General features: G+C 41.2%; 17 protein-coding genes. 4 read left to right on the forward strand and 13 right to left on the reverse strand.

Features of this window, described 5'->3' with window-relative positions:
- Window positions 1-109: 109 nt before the first annotated feature.
- The 5 genes from AACU25_RS06870 to AACU25_RS06890 form a co-directional block, all read right to left on the reverse strand.
- Entirely contained in the window at window positions 110-715 is a 606-nt protein-coding gene (locus AACU25_RS06870) for a DUF4340 domain-containing protein (RefSeq protein ID WP_096574494.1), read from the reverse strand.
- Between the two features lie 154 nt (window positions 716-869).
- Complete coding sequence (locus tag AACU25_RS06875; RefSeq protein WP_096574495.1) at window positions 870-2594, reverse strand: GldG family protein; 1725 nt, start codon at window positions 2592-2594, stop codon at window positions 870-872.
- A gap of 126 nt (window positions 2595-2720) precedes the next feature.
- Entirely contained in the window at window positions 2721-3533 is an 813-nt protein-coding gene (locus tag AACU25_RS06880) for an ABC transporter permease (RefSeq protein WP_096574496.1), read from the reverse strand.
- Complete coding sequence (locus tag AACU25_RS06885; protein WP_096574497.1) at window positions 3534-4538, reverse strand: ABC transporter ATP-binding protein; 1005 nt, start codon at window positions 4536-4538, stop codon at window positions 3534-3536.
- Window positions 4539-4734: 196 nt separating this feature from the next.
- Window positions 4735-5148, reverse strand: a complete 414-nt coding sequence (locus AACU25_RS06890; protein WP_190445617.1) for a hypothetical protein — start codon at window positions 5146-5148, stop codon at window positions 4735-4737.
- A 395-nt stretch (window positions 5149-5543) separates the two neighbouring features.
- Between AACU25_RS06890 and AACU25_RS06895 the strand changes: the two genes are divergently transcribed.
- Together AACU25_RS06895 and rnhA are read left to right on the forward strand one after the other, a co-directional pair.
- A complete protein-coding gene (locus tag AACU25_RS06895) occupies window positions 5544-8831 on the forward strand; it encodes a CHAT domain-containing protein (protein ID WP_096574499.1) in 3288 nt (1095 codons plus the stop codon).
- A 392-nt stretch (window positions 8832-9223) separates the two neighbouring features.
- On the forward strand, window positions 9224-10129 hold the full coding sequence (rnhA, locus tag AACU25_RS06900) for a ribonuclease HI (RefSeq protein ID WP_096574500.1): 906 nt from the start codon (window positions 9224-9226) through the stop codon (window positions 10127-10129).
- 133 nt (window positions 10130-10262) lie between these two features.
- Here the strand turns inward: rnhA and cruG are convergent, their stop codons facing one another.
- Window positions 10263-11471 carry a 2'-O-glycosyltransferase CruG gene (gene cruG, locus AACU25_RS06905; RefSeq protein WP_096583551.1) on the reverse strand — a complete coding sequence of 403 codons (1209 nt, stop codon included), beginning with the start codon at window positions 11469-11471 and terminating at the stop codon, window positions 10263-10265.
- Window positions 11472-11635: 164 nt separating this feature from the next.
- Complete coding sequence (cruF, locus tag AACU25_RS06910) at window positions 11636-12541, reverse strand: gamma-carotene 1'-hydroxylase CruF (protein WP_096574501.1); 906 nt, start codon at window positions 12539-12541, stop codon at window positions 11636-11638.
- 116 nt (window positions 12542-12657) lie between these two features.
- Between cruF and AACU25_RS06915 the strand changes: the two genes are divergently transcribed.
- Together AACU25_RS06915 and AACU25_RS06920 are read left to right on the forward strand one after the other, a co-directional pair.
- A complete protein-coding gene (locus tag AACU25_RS06915) occupies window positions 12658-12831 on the forward strand; it encodes a hypothetical protein (protein WP_190445616.1) in 174 nt (57 codons plus the stop codon).
- A 249-nt stretch (window positions 12832-13080) separates the two neighbouring features.
- Window positions 13081-13527, forward strand: coding sequence for a hypothetical protein (locus tag AACU25_RS06920; RefSeq protein WP_096574502.1), 447 nt, complete (start codon window positions 13081-13083; stop codon window positions 13525-13527).
- A 54-nt stretch (window positions 13528-13581) separates the two neighbouring features.
- Here the strand turns inward: AACU25_RS06920 and rpmA are convergent, their stop codons facing one another.
- From rpmA to AACU25_RS06950, 6 genes are all read right to left on the reverse strand, one after another.
- A complete protein-coding gene (gene rpmA / locus AACU25_RS06925; protein ID WP_045872971.1) occupies window positions 13582-13863 on the reverse strand; it encodes a 50S ribosomal protein L27 in 282 nt (93 codons plus the stop codon).
- A gap of 30 nt (window positions 13864-13893) precedes the next feature.
- A complete protein-coding gene (rplU, locus tag AACU25_RS06930; protein ID WP_045872970.1) occupies window positions 13894-14280 on the reverse strand; it encodes a 50S ribosomal protein L21 in 387 nt (128 codons plus the stop codon).
- Window positions 14261-14413 carry a hypothetical protein gene (locus AACU25_RS06935; RefSeq protein ID WP_155539512.1) on the reverse strand — a complete coding sequence of 51 codons (153 nt, stop codon included), beginning with the start codon at window positions 14411-14413 and terminating at the stop codon, window positions 14261-14263. The genes rplU and AACU25_RS06935 overlap by 20 nt, the downstream gene beginning before the upstream one ends.
- Window positions 14414-14855: 442 nt before the next feature.
- On the reverse strand, window positions 14856-15176 hold the full coding sequence (locus tag AACU25_RS06940) for a hypothetical protein (RefSeq protein WP_096574503.1): 321 nt from the start codon (window positions 15174-15176) through the stop codon (window positions 14856-14858).
- Window positions 15177-15212: 36 nt separating this feature from the next.
- Window positions 15213-16631: a radical SAM protein gene (locus tag AACU25_RS06945; protein ID WP_096574504.1), complete on the reverse strand. Its 1419-nt coding sequence runs from the start codon at window positions 16629-16631 to the stop codon at window positions 15213-15215.
- A 121-nt stretch (window positions 16632-16752) separates the two neighbouring features.
- The gene (locus tag AACU25_RS06950) at window positions 16753-17493 is read right to left on the reverse strand and encodes a prolipoprotein diacylglyceryl transferase family protein (protein WP_096574505.1); all 741 of its coding nucleotides are present in this window, start codon (window positions 17491-17493) and stop codon (window positions 16753-16755) included.
- Between the last annotated feature and the right edge of the window lie 61 nt (window positions 17494-17554).

Consider the following 17554-nt stretch of genomic DNA (forward strand, 5'->3'; position numbering starts at 1 on the left):
TTGGGCATGGGGCATTGGTAATTGGTGATGGGTAATTGGTAATGGGCATTTTTCCCTTTTCCTCTTCCCCCTTCCCCCTTTCCCCCTTTCCCCTTGTCCCCTTCTCTCCCTATTTACTGCTGGGAGTTGGTAAAGGTGTTTTATCGTTATTAACTACTGGTTGTTTCCACTCGGATATATCGCGATTGACTGCGTTTTCAAAATCTGTGGAAACCAACAAGACATCTATATTACCATCGGGTTTTACAGATGGGTCAACCTGAACATACAAGAGACGACGGTTAAAATTAGTCGTACCTAAAAGCAATTGATGACTTTGCTGATTTTTCAGGGTGATATTAATTGTCGCCTGGGGGTTGTCTAAGCCAAAATCGCCTTTTTGATTAGGCGAGATAGATAAAGTGCGATCGCTCTTTCCTTTTACCAACAAATCCATTAAATAAGAAACAATAGCATCATTCGCTGGCTCTGATACAGGTGATTTTAACAACCACTTAGGCGGACTATCCTGCGGGTTTCGTTCCAAGGCTAAAGAGAGTTTTGCCGTTGCGATTTTCAAAGACTGCACATCATCAGCAGTAAAAGCGAAAATTTGCTGTTTTTTCTCCTTTACTTCCTCCCGCTGAGTCTCCCCCCGAATTTCGTAGAAATAAACAAAGCTACCCAAACCCAGGGCTAGCAATATCAAAATTAAAGTTGTGCGCGAAAATTTCATGTTTTAATTTGTCATTTGTCATTTGTCATTTGTCATTTGGTAATGGGTAATGGGTAATTGGTAATTGGTAATGGGAATTTCTTCCCTTGTCCCCTCATCTCCTTCATTCTCCTTTTCCCCAGTCCCCAGTCCCCAGTCCCCAATCCCCAATCCCTCACCTCCTCCGCCACCAAATTAGAAAGGCGGATACTAACCCAATTAAGGGTAGAAGCAATAGAGATGACAATGTTAAAAGATTGGCTTGGGCGGCTGTGATGTTGAGGCGGCGGTTTTTGGCTTCTTTGGGGCGAATTGATAAAGGTTGTCGATCCTCTTGTTTACTTAGCCAGGTGACTGAGTTGAGGAAGACATCACCGTTTAATTGCTGTTGAAATAAGCCATCGGTAGCAAAATCAGAATTTCCGATGACTACTAATCGAGATTCAGTAGCAGGTTTTTCACCTTGCTGATTGTTTAAAGGTGCAGCAGTTGTAGGAGTTGGTGAAGGTGTAGCTGTGGGAGTTGGCGAAGGGCTAGCGCTGGGTGTAGGTGAAATACTAGCTTTTGGTGTCGCCTGTCCTTGGGTTGTGGGTGATGGTAATGGTGAAGGTGTAGGGTTAGGCTGAGTTGAGGATGGGGCTGGTAGTTTTTTCTCTAAAGCTACGCCCAAAGTTAAAGGCCCTTTCAGGTCTTTATCGGCATTAAACTCTAATTTCTCGCTTTGCAGGTCGCTTTCTGCCCAGCTGTTAGGATAAGGTTTGGTTCGCAGCAAGGGTGTAGACTGAACACCAGCTACGGGATTAATTTGCAACGGTCTTGCTAACCGATAAAAAGAAATGTTGTTACCAAATTCTTTAGTAATTGGATGTTGACCATAGTCTGTAATGATGGGGACGGCTGGCCCTTGTTTTGCACCTTGTCCAGAAACATCAACGGCTAAACGACTATCCAGGGTAACACCCCACTGTTTCAACAAGTTCTCGAGTTTGGGGTCGGTACCAGGGTCAATCATTAGCAGTAAGTTACCACCACGATTGAGGTATTGTTCTAAAGCTTGAACTTCACCCTCAAATAGGGCTTCTTTTGGCCCTGCTACTACGACCGCCGCCGCATCATCAGGTACTTTTGCGGCTTCTGCTAAATTTAAGGGCGAGGTTGTGAAATTTTTATCAGTTAATCCCTGAATAGCTTGGGACATTCCACTTTCAGCTGCTGTCAATGGATGTTCGCCATGACCTTGAAGGAAGTAAACTTTGGCGGCGTTAGCAGTAGTAATTTGTTGCAGGCGATTAGTTAACCGCACTTCGGAAAGTCGTTCATTTTCTGGATTAACTACTTGTACTAACTGCCTTTTATCTTGATATTCTAAATAAACTTCTCCATAGTCTTTGTAACCAAACTTTTCAGCTAATCCTGGTCTAGCATCTGGATCGACATACTCAAATTGAAACTTAGAGCTTTGCCGACGATAATTTTCTAGTAAATCTCGGTCTTGGGGATTTTGATTGACATCAAAAATCCAGACTTTAACTGGCTGATTTAGATTATGTAATAATTCCTGAGATTGGGGTGCCAGGGTAAATAATTGCGTTTCTGTTAAATCGGCACGGTAATGGTAGCGAACACCCAAAAAGTTTATTAGTCCTAAAATTATCAATACTGCTAAAGTGGCAACTAAAGCATTAGTCCCGGCTTGGGTAGAACGACTTCCTAACCATTGATTGTTTTGGATTTGTAAAATAATCCATATACCAATAACTGCAATTCCGGTAATGAGAAATGCTAATGAAATGGGACTCCAATATGATGAAATTAAGCTAGCCGTTAAGCCCGCCACTAAGAAAAATGGGCCAAGCCAAAATAGATATTTCCAAAGTTTCTTTTTTGCAACGATTTTCATGGGATTTGTCAAAAGTCAAAGGTCAAGGGTCAAGAGTTAAGGGTCAAGGTTCAAGGGTCAAGGGTCAAGGGTTAAGAGTGGAGAATTTTGACTTTGGACTCTTGACTTTGGACTTTGGACTCTTATTTATTGACGCTGAAAGCGTAGGGCATCAATTGATTGAGATGTGAGGAAGATACCCAGAAAGATGTAACTGAGAAATAACAGTAGGGCGCTAGTATCAAAAATGCCTTCGATAAAAGTATTAAAATGTTTGAGTAAGGAGATATAACTCAAGGCTTCGCCAATGGGGCCGGGGACAGTTTTAGCAAGTAAATCAACGAATAACAGTAATAAAATCACTGCAAAAGTGAATACAGCAGAGAGAATTGTACTATCTGTTAACGATGAAATAAACATTCCCAAAGACAAAATTGCGGCTGCTAGCAAGATTAATCCTAAATGCCCAAATAACAGCATGGTTGGTGCCATAGGTGGATTTGATTGTTGAATCACAAATGCTTCCAGTGCTAGCAAAGGTACAACCATTGTGATGAAAAAAGTTAGCACGCCTAATAACTTACCCACAGCTACTGCCCAGTTTGTAACTGGTGACGTGGCTAATAGTTCTAAAGTGCCGCGTTTACGTTCTTCGGCATAAAGTCCCATAGAAAGAATGGGCAGTACAAATAATAATAGCCATCCCATCCGGTCTAGAAATGCCCTTACAAATTCATAAGGAACATCAATCGGCGGTACTGGTACTCCTAATTGTTGTCCTTGTAAATCTAAGGCGGTGATTGTTGGCAAAATACCACCTGGCCCTAGCAAAATCATGACTAAGAATAAGCCAGAAATAAACCAAAATATGCCAGCAATCACATAAGCCAAAGGTGATACAAAATAACTCTGCAATTCTCGGCGATAAATGGCAATAATATTACTCAGTACTATACCCATCTACGCTGCTTCTCCTTCTTTGGGGGCTGAGTCTTGGATAGATTCTAAATTCTTTTCTTCTGTTGTTAACTGCAAAAACACATCTTCTAGGGTAGCGCTGACACGGCGCATTTCATATAAAGCAAATCCCGCACGGACTATTGTGGCAGCAATATCTTTTCCGGGTTCGCTTCCTGGTTGTGATATTACTCGTAAATAGGCGCGGTTTGCTGAAACTGGGTGATGACTCCCAGATGTAGGAATTGATTCTACCAGACTCACACCTGATATGTTTTGCAATACTTGTTTTGCCAGGCTAGCTTCGCCTTCAATTTCTAATTCATACCCAGAGCCACCTGTCAACTGTGTCATGAGATTTTCTGGTGTATTGGTGGCGACGACTTTACCGCGATTAATAATGGCAACGCGGCTACAGGTCATGCTCACTTCTGGGAGAATGTGGGTAGAAAGAATAATAGTATGAGTGCCGGCAAGACTTTTAATTAAATTCCGCACATCGATAATTTGCCGGGGGTCAAGTCCTACCGTCGGTTCATCTAAAATAATCGCTGGTGGATCGTGGACGATCGCCTGAGCAATCCCCACTCTTTGACGGTATCCTTTAGACAGCTTGCGGATCAGTACCTTACGCTTATCTTCTAAATTACACCGGGCGATCGCAGCTGTTACTTTATGATTGCGATCGCCTGCGGATACTCCTTTAATTCTGGCGACAAAATGCAAAAACCCTTCCACCGTCATATCTGGATATAACGGCGGCGTTTCTGGTAAATAGCCAATCCGCTGACGCACAGCCAGAGAATTCTCATGGACATCAAAGCCAGCAATCTTCGCCGTCCCCTTCGTTGCGGGTAAATAACCAGCTAAAATCCGCATAGTAGTAGTTTTACCAGCACCATTAGGGCCTAAAAACCCTAAAATTTCCCCAGGTTCGACATTAAAAGTCACATCAGTAATCGCTGGAGTCGAACCGTATATCTTACTTAGATGCTCAACTTCAATCATCAGTCTCAGGCGATCGCAATTTTATAGAATACCCAACAATATTAGATCACGACGTTGGGAAAAGAGGGATTGATTCGGGGGATTGGGGATTGGGGATTGGGGACTGGGGATTGGGGACTGGGGATTGGGGACTGGGGACTGGGGACTGGGGAAAAGGGGAAATTATTATTACCCATTACCAATTACCAATTACCAATTATCCAATTTGAGAAAGCAATATCGACTTTGGCTTGCTAAATATACTGAATGGAGAAAGCAAAAGCTGCTGATGAGAAAGCAATATCTGCTTTGGCTTGCTGAATATACTGAATGGAGAAAGCAAAAGCTGCTGGTGAGAAAGCAATATCTGCTTTGGCTTGCTAAATATACCGAATGGAGAAAGCAAAAGCTGCTGATGAGAAAGCAAAAGCTGCTTTAGCTTGCTAAATATACCGAATGGAGAAAGCAAAAGCTGCTGGTGAGAAAACAATATCTGCTTTGGCTTGCTAAATATACTAAATGGAGAAAGCAATAGCTGCTTTAGCTTACTAAATTCGACTTTATGTATTTTTTTGGTGAAGTGATGAGTTATAGCGATCGCCAGCAGTAAAAATAGTATATTTAAATACATTTAAGCTAAGAAAATTAATCGGCAACAAAACCAAAAAACTATTTACTCAACAAAAAACAGATCAATCCTTTTGGAGGGGGATTGGGGGACGCAACCGTCTCCCAATCGGGGGTTTGGGGGAGAATCCCCCAATTGAGCTAGCTTTCTACACGACTAACAAATCAATCACTCATGATTTTATCTGAACTGTATCAAAATTAACTGTAGAATTTGCTCGTGATTGAATAAGAAAGCGTTAAGGCTTAACGAGTCAGCAATAAAGCGGAAAACACCAAAATGAGAAGGCTGTAATTTTTAGGCATTTGTAACAAGTATTAAATTAGACTTGAAACACATTCTCTCGGGTAACTCTCTCAAGTAAAATATCTGATAAAACTGATACAAGATTGCAGCAGATGCTCCAGCAGCTTTGGCTATTAATCAAGGATTATATTCAGCAATTATCCGGCAATGAACAGTCTAGTTATAATTATTTAACAGAAGAAAAGCTAGCAGAAATACGCAGGGAGTTGGAAGATACGGAGTATGAATCGTTATTTATTCATTTATTGGTAAGAGTCAATGATGAAAGCTGGAGTCGAGGACAAGTAACAGGTTTTTTGGATGCAAATCGCATCAATCAGAGAAATTTAGCCAAATGGTTGCGTGGTTTTGGTGAAACCTTATTAGCATTGCCCCAAGAGAATGATGCGTTAGCGAGTCGGATAGTGCGTTTAGGGGAGTTGGGCGCTGGGGAAATTAGTGATGTTGCCTATGATATTGGTGTGCGCTTATTAGGGTGTGGGAAAGCAACGAACCAGGTTTTTGAAGAATCTCGCCCAGCAAATGCAGAGGAAGGTAAGGAACAAGGGGACGCAGCAGCTTGGTTTAACCAAGGTAATCAACAATTGATGTATGGTGATTTTGCAGGTGCGATCGCTTCATTGAAAAAAGCTACCAAAATCAACCCTAACTTACATATAGCTTGGTTTAACCAGGGCGCAGCATTTTATCAATTACAGCAATTTGAGCAAGTAATTATTGCTTGTGACAAAGCCATAAAAATCAAATCTGATTTTTACCAAGCTTGGTTTAATCGGGCTACAGCACTGGAACAGTTAGGAAGATTTGATGAAGCAGTTACTTCATTAGAGAAAGCCATAGAAGTAAAATCTGACTTTTACCAAGCTTGGTACAAACAAGCTGAAATTTTGAGTCAGTTAAAACGATTTACGGAAGCGATCGCCTGTTGCGATCAAGCCGTAAAAATCAAACCTGATTATTATCAAGCTTGGTTCCATTGGGGCTATATATTAAATCAACATGGGCAATTTGAACAAGCAATTATTTATTACGATACTGCTATAGCCATCAAACCAGACTACTATCAAGCTTGGGTAAATCGCGGTGCAGCAATGCACGCGTTAAAGAAATTGTCAGATGCACTCATATCTTATGAGCGAGCGATAGAAATTCAACCGCAAGCTTATCTAGCTTGGCATAATCAAGGGAACATTCTCACGGAATTAGAGCAGTTTGGCGAAGCACTAAATGCATATAATCAAGCCTTAAAACTTGAACCAAATTATTATCAAGCTTGGAATAATAAGGGTTTAGTATTAAGAAAATTGCGGCTATTTCAAGAATCAATTGCTGCTTATGATCGCGCTATAGCTATCAAACCTCAAAATGACTTAGCTTGGAATAACCGGGGGTTAACGCTGAGTGAAATGGGAGACTATAAAGCAGCGATCGCCTCTTATGACAAAGCTATCAAAATCAACCCTAACAATAAATTTGCTTGGAACAACCGAGGCGCAGCCTTATCCGATCTCCAACTATTTGAAGAAGCGATCGCCTCATTTGACAAAGCCATAGAAATCTCCTTTGACTTCTACGAAGCTTGGCTAAACCGGGGTATGACAGCTGGTAATTCTGTGAATTGCGATCGCTTGCTGGCTTTGTTGAGTACAGTAGCAATCCAAAATCCTCTGCTTAACCAGCGAGGCTATGAAGGAGAATTAGCCAGTTATGAGGAAGGGTTAAAGTACTGCTATCAAGACACCCACCCCAAAGGTTGGGGAAAATTATATCAAGCAATGGGTAATGCTCTCTACTTCCGAGGGAGAGCCGATTCTCGTCCCCACAGCTATTGGTACAAAGCTGTTACCAACTACAACGAAGCACTAAAAACTCTCACAGCAGCAGATTTTCCCCATTTGCATCTAGAAGTATTACAGAATTTAATTCGCGTGCAGTTGAATTTGGGGGAAAAAGCTAAAGCAGAAGAACTCAAGCGACGGGGAACTGATATTTTACGGCGTTTATTGGATGAGTGCAAAAGTCCTGAAAAGAAAAAGCAGTTAGCTTTGAAGTTTGCAGGCTTTCAACAGTTAACTGTAGATTTAGCCGTGCAGTCAAGAAACTTAAGTACAGCCTTGGAATTAGCAGAACAAGGAAAAAATGCTTGTATGTCTTGGCTGCTAGATGGGTGGAGTGATGAATCTCCTAAATGGGTGGAAATGAAACAATTACTCAATCCCCATACTGCCATAGTTTATTGGCATCTCAGCCCAGCCGCCTTACATACTTTCATCTTCCAGCACAATACACCATCACTCATTGTCTTAGGAGCAAAGTCTCTAACACCAGTACAACGTCTGCGTGATTTTGAAAGCTGGCTGAAAACTTGGAATGAACAATACGCCAATTATCGCCAAAGTAAAGACAAGCATAGCGAAGACGCAAAAACTTGGCGCGACAATTTACCCGCAATGCTGAATCAACTGAGTGAAATTCTCGACATTAACGCTATTGTTTCCCAAATCTCAGATATTACCCAGTTAATTCTCATTCCCCACCGCGACTTACACCGCTTTCCTCTGCATACCCTATTTCCAAGAGAATTCACCATCAGCTATTTACCCAGCATTCAATTAGGCTTAATCTCCCAAAGCAATGAAAATCAGCTAAGTCATCAGCTACTCAGTATCGAACATCCCAACAGCGCAGGTTATCCCGAACTAGAATTTGCTCAAGTTGAATCGGAGGCGATTTGTCGCATCTTTCCCCACAACACCCGCCAGCGTTCTGAGGAAGCCACAAAAGATGCAGTTATCAAGGCTTTGCCTCAAGGCTACGGTATCCTAAACTTTACTGGGCATGGCGAATATAATTTCCACAATCCAGCTTTATCTTTCTTGGTGTTAGCAGATAAAGATAAACTGACTCTCACAGATATCCGCGATTTTGATTTACGCAGCTATCAACTCGTCAGCCTAGCTGCTTGCGAAACAGCAATTACAGGTAATCACACCATCACCACAGAATATGTGGGACTTGTCAGTGGTTTTATGAGTTGCGGCGTGGCTTCTGTTGTCAGTACTCTGTGGACTGTGGAATCAGCCGCTAGTGCTTTAGTGATGATTCAGTTTTACCAACGGTTACAACAAGGTAAATCCAAGGTAGTGGCTTTAGCTGAAGCTACCCAATGGCTGCGGAATGTCACTCATGATGAACTAGCCGCATGGTATGCAGAGGAAATTGCTAAACTCCCAGAAGACGAAGGTATTTTGCGCCGTTTTTTATTACGTCATTTAAATAATCTTAAGAATCAACTAGAACCCATTAATCAACCCTATAATCACCCATACTTCTGGGCAGCTTTTACAATTACTGGTATCCTGCCAATAATACTCAAGTAAGCGTTTTGATTTCAAAATTGGTTTTGGGGAAAAGGTTAAATGTTTTTTCTGTCCCTTTTCCCATTCCCCTTTTTTCCCTTAACCGACAAGTATTGAGTATCCTTCTATCATGCAAAATTTAAATTTATTGAAAATGGTAGGGTGTGTTGTCGCCAAGCGCCGCACCGTCAACAAATCATGGAAGGTGCGTTAGCCTACTGGCGTGGCAAGGCTAAAATACGCCGCTAAATAACCGCATGGGTACATTCGGTTATTTCATCTTCTAATACTTTTCGGTTAAGAGGGAAAAAGCGAAAAGGGAAAGGAAAACAAAATACCTTTAACCCTTATCCCTTCCCCTTTTCCCTAAACTAAATTATGAATTCAAAATACTTAACTGGATAGTATTGTCTATGTCCCAACGCAAAATCCAAAGTATCTACACCGATGGCGCTTGTACAGGAAATCCTGGCCCTGGGGGTTGGGGTGTAGTCGTTTATTTCAATGATGGCTCAATTCACGAAATCGGCGGCGCATCATCCCACACCACCAACAATAAAATGGAAATGCAAGCTGCGATCGCAGGTCTGCAATTTTTGCAAACATCTGGACAAACTCAACCTATCACCCTTTATACCGATAGCGAATATTTGATCAAATCTGTTACCCAGTGGATCAAAGGCTGGAAACAAAGAGGTTGGAAAAAAGCCGATGGTAAACCCGTGCAAAACCAAGACCTGTTAGAAACCTTGGACGAACTTAATAGTTATATAGTAAAGTGGGAATATGTCAGGGGTCATTCTGGTAATGTAGGTAACGAGCGCTGCGATGTCATTGCTCGTACTTTTGCTAGTGGTAGAGTTCCAGATCTTAAACAATCTTTTACCACAGATGCCGATCAATCTTTACCACAAACTAATCAAATAAATGTAGCAAAAGTAACTGAATCTTCAGCAACCTCTACAATAATTGACACAAGGATACCAGAAAGCAGTACTCTTGCATCAAATATAACAATTATGGAGCCAACTATCACAAACTCTACTAGTCCAATTGAAGATAAGCCACCAGCCCTGAGGGTAGAACAACTGCGTGACTTGGTTGAAACCCTACGGATCGCTGATGAAATCGCCACAAAAGGTTATTTAATCACCAGTTCCGAACTCGCTGACCTCATGGATGTTCACGCTAGCGCCGTTACCAGTCGCGGCGACCAATGGCGCTGGCGTAACTGGATAGTTTCACGGGTAAGACGTGAAGGTAATCAAATTCTCTGGGAATTGGAACGTGGCGATCAGGTAGGAGGTGAGGAGGAGTAGCGGGGATTAGGGATTGGGGATTGGGGATTGGGGACAAGGAAAAAATAATTGTGACCCTTAACCCTTAACCCTTAACCCTTAACCCTTGACCATTGAGTACAGACGCGATTAATCGCGTCTCTCCAATTGACCCTTAACTATACTTCCTTCCCCGCCACTCCTTAGGAGTGCGGAATGCAGATAAGAAGATTCGCAGTACAGCTAGAGGATCGGCTAGGGGTGAAAGCCAGAATAACCAGCCGGCTTTAGCAGTTGTGCGATCATAGGAAGGTGCGATCGCCAATAGCATCGCAAAGCGAATCACTAGCAGAAATATATTTAGTCCTAATAATAAATTCAAGGGAAGCAGGGATGGCTGGGGGAAGAGGAGAGCCAGCAAACCGTAACTAAGTAAAATTATTAGGGGTAAACCTTGCACTGCTGAAAGTAGCCATAAATCTCCCCAAATCTGAGCGCGGGGTGATGCATCTTTTAAATCGAGGCTGCGTCCCCATTCTTTCCAGGTTTCAATTGCACCCTCATACATCCGCACCTTTAGCACCTTCGCGCCATCTAAAAAGCCTACTTTAAAACCTTGAGCAGCAATATATCGAGCTAAGGTAACATCATCACAAAATGAACCACTGGCGCTGGTATAACCATCTACAGCAGCTAAAACCGAACGCCGACATAAAAAGCATTGACCATTAGCCATTACCCTTTCTGGCTGTTCTGTATTCACACCAGCCGGATCGAATCGATACAGCAGAGTCATTAACAAAGCAGGCTGTAGCAAACATTCCCCTGGATATTTGAGAATAAACTGAGGTGAAAGCGATACCAAGTCATAACCTTGGGCTTTGGCTGTCTGCACCAAACCAGCAACTAAACCAGGATGGGGTACAGTATCAGCATCCATTCCTAAAAACCATTCACTCTCTGGAGAACTCTGCAAAAAGCCATTATGTAAAGCCCAAGGACGACCTACCCAACCAAGGGGTAAAGGATCGTCTGTAAATACACGAAAACGGGGGTCTTGCTGTTGCGCGGCTTTGACTAATTCTGGCGTACCATCTTGCGACCTGCTGTCTACAACGATCGCTTCCCTAACTTCATAACTTTGTTTACTTAAGCCAGTTAATAAAGGGCTAATACGCAAAGCCTCATTAAGTGTTGGCACCACAACGCTGACACTACCCAAAATATCTGGTGTAGGCTGTTGTGGTTGAATCGGCGGATGGCGTGTCGGCCCCTTAAATAATCTTGAAAGAAGAATCGCTGTTGCTGGTATTTGCAGTAATAGTAATAAAAGCGATAGGTTGCTAACTAAAATCAAAGCATCATCTCCTAGGGCATGGGGCATTGGGTATGGGGCATGGGGCATAGGGGAGGCAGTGCGTTGCGGAGGTCTCCTCCGTTGTAGCAACTGCCGTCATAGGGTATAGAGCATATGAGTATTTCTCTCCTCGTCTGCTTTATTCCCTGTTTCCTCACTGTCCTCCAAACACCAAACCCCAATCCCCAAAACTACTTCAAAGCAACTTTGACATTTGCTACTGAAATTTCCTGAGTTGCTGGTTCGATCGCCACAGGTTGTCCATTTGAACCTTGCCACCAAAGTGCTAAAGCTGGAGCTACACCTGTTAACAAGCCAAGCAATACAGGGATAGAGAAGCCAGCAGCCAAACTCATTACAGTCGCAAAGGTGAAATTGCCTAAATAAACTATCAAAGGCAAATTGAGTTGCGATCGCTCTAATTTAATGGGGTTGTTTCTCCAGAGGAATGCTGCCACAGTCATAAATAGTGAACCTGTTCCCAGCCAGCCAGCAAAGTTTTGGTAAGGCATACCAAAGAATGGGCCTGGTTGTTGCCAATACCAGAAGGGGAGAGAGGTTTGGCTCATGGCTGGATCTAAGACAAAATCCCAAGAGGTTAATAATAAAGCACCTAATGCGATCGCACCTATATGACGCAACAAGCTAGGCTTTTTGTCTACTTCTAAGCCAGCACGCGCCAATAGGTAAGAAACACATCCCACATAAAACCACGATAAGGGAATTGTGAAGGGAACTAAACCAGCAATTTTATAGCCCAGTCCACTGAGGTAACTATAGTGCCCAAAAGGAAAGCCAGTGCTGGTTCCCGACAGTTCGCTTCCTAAGGAAATAAACACTGATGGCAGCAAAAATGCCAAAGCGCGACCCAATCCCAACGTCCGGTAGGCATACAAAAAGACAGCCGCTGCGCCCAAAATCATATAAACAACACCGCCTCCAGCCATACTCCACTGCATGGCGGTTTGCCCAACCTCAGTTAGGTTCATAATAATTTCCGCATTCGGCACAACTAGTAGTATGCCTACAAGTCCAAACACCATCGACACGATATGACCAATCAGGCATACGCGCTCAACAATAACAAGTTGTCTCATGATAATTCCTTAACAAGATGTGACACGCGGCTACTCGGCTGCTAACAGTTTACAAATGTTTAAGAAAAAATTTAACTAGTTTGTCTGCAAATTCTCTGTGAACTTGCTGGGATGTTGTGACAACAACATCATCAACAATGGCTGAAAGCCAGAACATACAAGCAATTTTGCAGATTTGGTACCTGCTAACCTTTTATTCAAATCCTGATGATTATATTGTGGACACTACCCAACCTCAAGTTATGGCAATGTTACAAGATGTCAGCCAGAGCATCATCAACGATTGTTAACAGCTAGAAAACATCAGATGATAGAGTTATAGTCTACGGCATGAGATTAACAATCTATACATTTGACTCAAATGTTTCTTGATTGTGGTGTGCGATCGCTCCCAACAACAGACCCATACAGTCCTACTATCAAGGAGCAAGTTCGGGAGCTATATCTGTAAAAACTCCCAAAACCTCATCCTATCAAGTCTTTTGTTATTTCATTTAGTTGAGTAATAATGGTTTAACTTGCTACCAAAAACTTAACCCATGTCGATTTTGCAACGCATACCTTGGGTTTCCCTAACACTATTATTACTAAGTTACAGCACCCTCGGCTGGGTCATATCCGAGACAAAAGCCCCTTTATTTGTCTGGGCAATAACTGTGCTTGCTATCTTGCTGTTTGTAGGAAGCTTAACCGTTCCCTGGACAAATTTGGCACGAGTTTCTAGTACTGTATTTAAATCCAGTACCAGGACTTTTGTATTTTCAGTTTTCGCAGCATTCCTGTTTTTTGTCATGCTTGCTTGGTTTCGGATGTTCCTTGACACTTTGCTAATTATTGCTGCCGCCATCTTAGCGAGAATAGATTTTCAAGCAGCAGGTGTGAAGGAAGGAAAAGCTTTTTGGCTGACATCTCTACTTTCACTGGCGGGTGTCGCTTTAGGTGCAGCAATGCAAATGCTATTTGTGCGTCACGTGTTAATTCGTTAATTTCACAGTTTATTGAGTATAAATTTTTAAGGGTGGGCAATGCCCACCCTTTTTTTAGCTAGCGGTTGCCTCAGCAGCCGCAGCAGGTGCGTAAACACTAACTTTTTTACGGGTTTTACCTTTTCTTTCAAAGGTAACAACGCCATCAATTAAGGCAAACAACGTGTCATCGCTACCAATGCCAACATTGTTACCAGGGTGGAATTTGGTACCGCGCTGGCGCACGAGAATGTTGCCTGCACGAACAACTTGACCACCGTAGCGTTTTACACCAAGACGTTGAGCATTAGAGTCACGACCGTTGCGTGTACTACCTGTTCCTTTCTTATGAGCCATAATTTCCTTTTTTGACCTAACTGTTATTGATTATTCAGCAGCGGTTTCTTCAGCAGAAGTCTCTTCAGCAGCTTTTGCTTCTTCCGCTGCTAGGACTGTACCATTGAGGTTAATAGAATTAATCAACAGTCTAGTGATTTCCTGGCGATGTCCGCGTTTTTTGCGGGTTTTCTTTTTCGGCTTCATTTTGTATACCAGGACTTTACGACCTCTGAGATGTCGTAATACTGTCCCTTCTACAGTCGCCCCTGACACTAGTGGCTGTCCAATGTTGACTTCGCCATCGTGCTGTATGAGTAAAACCTTATCTATTGTAACTTTCTCATCAGGTTGGGCAGTCAGTAACTCGATATCGTAAAAGCGACCAGCCTCAACTTTAAGTTGTTTGCCGCCAGTTTCAATAATTGCGTAAGTCATGAAATTGTCCTTGAGGTTGCCGTACAGGTATCTGGCTAATCTCTGTTGTGGAGATGCGATTTAGCGCTTTTGCCAGCTTTTGTAGGATGTCTACCTGATCCGAGCAGGAATTAGACAGACAATCTAAAATCATATTTGATGAACTGCTATAGAGTCAACACCTTCGACGGATTTTGGATTTTGGATTTTGAATTTTTGATTAAAAGTCTTGTCTGCAAGGACTTTTGACTAATTGCTATGTAGGCGAGTCAAAAAATATCAGATTTTTTGCAAAAATTTTGAGTTAATTGTCGAAATAGAGATTTGTGCTGCTGTAGTTAGATGAGACACAGAACAGCACCGACAAGTCTGAGTAACTGGAGATGTTGCTCAGATTTTCTCTATATATAGCGGCACTTTATTTAATTTTTGAAATTCATGTAGGATGCGTTAGCGATAGCGTAACGCATCTGTAACAATGCTTTGCGTGCGTTACTTTATAGCACCTCTTTTCATTTTTAAATGAATAATAACCTATAAAAATAGAGCATTTTACCTGCCCATTTTATGAAATATTAAATGTATAAAAGATTAATTTAACGATTAGCAAATACTAACAAGAAACAACTACCATTTAATAAAGCTGTAATCACGGCACCAATAATTACACCTTTCATCATTGCTAGGCGCTGTTGTCTTCTGAGCAAAATGCATAAAGGAATGACATATAAAAGCTGCCAAATAAAAAATCCCCAACCGCCAATCAGCCAAATACCTAAATAACTATAATTAGCATAGCCAAATATTTGACCAGCAAGTAAACCTACTCCAAATATGATGCCTACTGCTATCAAATGCAAACCAAATAAAATTAATATTCCTAAAAAAATCTGTAACCCTTCATTCCTTTGAGACATTAACTGAGTCCTATAGATGACACTGGTAAATTAGATTTACGAATTACGATTATTCACTAAATGGTAGCCAGCACTGCCTTCGCGGTAAAACATATTAAATGTATCAAATGGAATAATCCTACCATCTGGATGCACAATGTGAATACAAGAGCGTTTGACAGAACGGACATCAAAGTTAAAAGCATCAAGAAACTGCACAATCATTACCCGAAATACATTGGAGTAGTTAATACCTTCTGGCACAGCAATCATTGGCAAACAACACAAAAGCTGCTTGAGCGATAAAGCCGCAGAATTGGGTGAATGACTTGTTGAAAATAATTCAAATATTTGTTTTTTCAGTTCTTCGTTTTGTTCATAAAGTACGCTATTAGGCATAATTTTTACAAAAACATCTGGATTAATTAACCCAGTTAACGGTATTACTTGACCATTTAGTTTTAATGCATAAGCCATCGCTAAAGAATCAGGATGGCAGGGAACAGGGAGAATATCTTCAGGTTTAAAATAAGGACTCTGTTCTAAAATGGAGCGTCGGACTTCGGTTAAAGTATATCTATCTCGTTTAGGGTCAAATCCTTCTAATCTTCCTGCTGCTTGTATTGGTTGAAATGTCACGCCTCGAATACATTTCTGCTGCAAAGCATACTCAATAATTTTGCCAATCTCACCATCATTCAGACCTTTTTTGAGAGTGACAACCAAAGTTGTAGAAATATTATATTCGTTAAGATGCTCAATTGCTTTTTGCCTAACTGCCCGTAAATCTGCACCGCGTAACTCTTTTAAAGCCTCTAATTCAAAGCTATCAAATTGCAAATATATCTCAATGCCTGGCATATATTGGCTGAGGCGATCGCAAAAAGATTTATCCTTAGCAATCATTACGCCATTGGTATTGATCATTAAATGCTTAATCGGCTTTGTTTTGACAATATCGAGAATTTGAAAAAACTCAGGATGAATCGTAGGTTCTCCACCACTTAACTGCACTATCTGCGGTTCTCCTTCATTGGCGACAACTGCATCAATCATTTTTTCAATTTGCGTTAGACTCCGATGCAGTCTTGGTTGATGGGAGATTTCTGAAAATTCTTCTGCACCAGAATCGGCATAACATATAGGGCAGGAAAGATTACATTTATCTGTAACTTCAATTAATGTTAAACAGCTATGCTGTTCATGATCCGGGCAAAGTCCGCAATCATAAGGACAGCCATATTTTATGGGTGTATTAAACTTTAATGGCATATCTCCAGGTTTAATAAACTCTAGAGATTTTTTATAATATTCAACATCATCCGCGATTAAAACTTCTTCGCGTCCGTGGGTGGGACAATGTTTTACTAAGTAAACACAATCATCCTGAAATATAATTTTTGCTTCTACCTTGACTAAACATTTTGAACAAACGCTATTAGTTAATGCATAAAAGAGATAGTTACGAGTAGGCATGATAAATAAATTTGTAAGTTGTTACCAGGGTAGACGCGATGCTAAACAAGCAAGATTTATGGATTTTATATAGCGTACTGAAGAACTCCTATTATTAAGAGTTTCTAAATTTAAATGTAAATCAGGTTTTAAATTGAAATATCTGAGAGATGGTGTGGCGATAATACACAATAGTTAGTAAACAAGCCACTTGAATTGCACTCAAACCCCAGAAAGGGTGAAAATCAGGTTTAATGAAATCTACCAGAAAACGAAAACTAAAATAAGAAATTAAATAAAATTTAAATAAATCGCCATTTTGATAGTGATAGCGACTACGAAATTGCAAAAATATAATTAGCAAGCCTAAAAATAAGATTTCATACAATTGCGTGGGGTGGCGGAGAATACCATCACCAAAATCTATACTCCAAGGTAATTGTGTGGCGATTCCATAAGTGCGATCGCTCAATCCCGTGAGAAAGCATCCAATTCTACCAATGGCTGTGCCAACAATCAGAGGATACACAAATACATCACCTGTAGACTGATGAATCCCAATAATTTTTTTGGTAAGTTCTACACCAATTAATCCACCTAAAAGTGCACCTACAACTGTTTTACCCTGGAGTAATAGTAATAGAAACTGCTGCTGATTTTGCAAAATAAAATTAATATGTTCCAGCCCTACCAGAAGTTTTGCTCCAATTAAAGCGCCTATCATACCGCCCACAATTACAGAACTGCGCTGGCTAGGTGCGATCGCATCTTTGCGAAGCCGAAATATTAACAACCGAAATGCTATAGCATAAGCTAAAGATTCAAATAAAATATGAGGATGAATTCGCAATGAACCCAACCAAATATAAACAGGGAAAATCATCATAATTTGTAATTATATTTAGCACTTATGCCATAGTTTTTACACTGATAAATATAGCGTT

This window comes from Tolypothrix tenuis PCC 7101 (assembly GCF_963874875.1).
GTDB lineage: Bacteria > Cyanobacteriota > Cyanobacteriia > Cyanobacteriales > Nostocaceae > Aulosira > Aulosira tenue.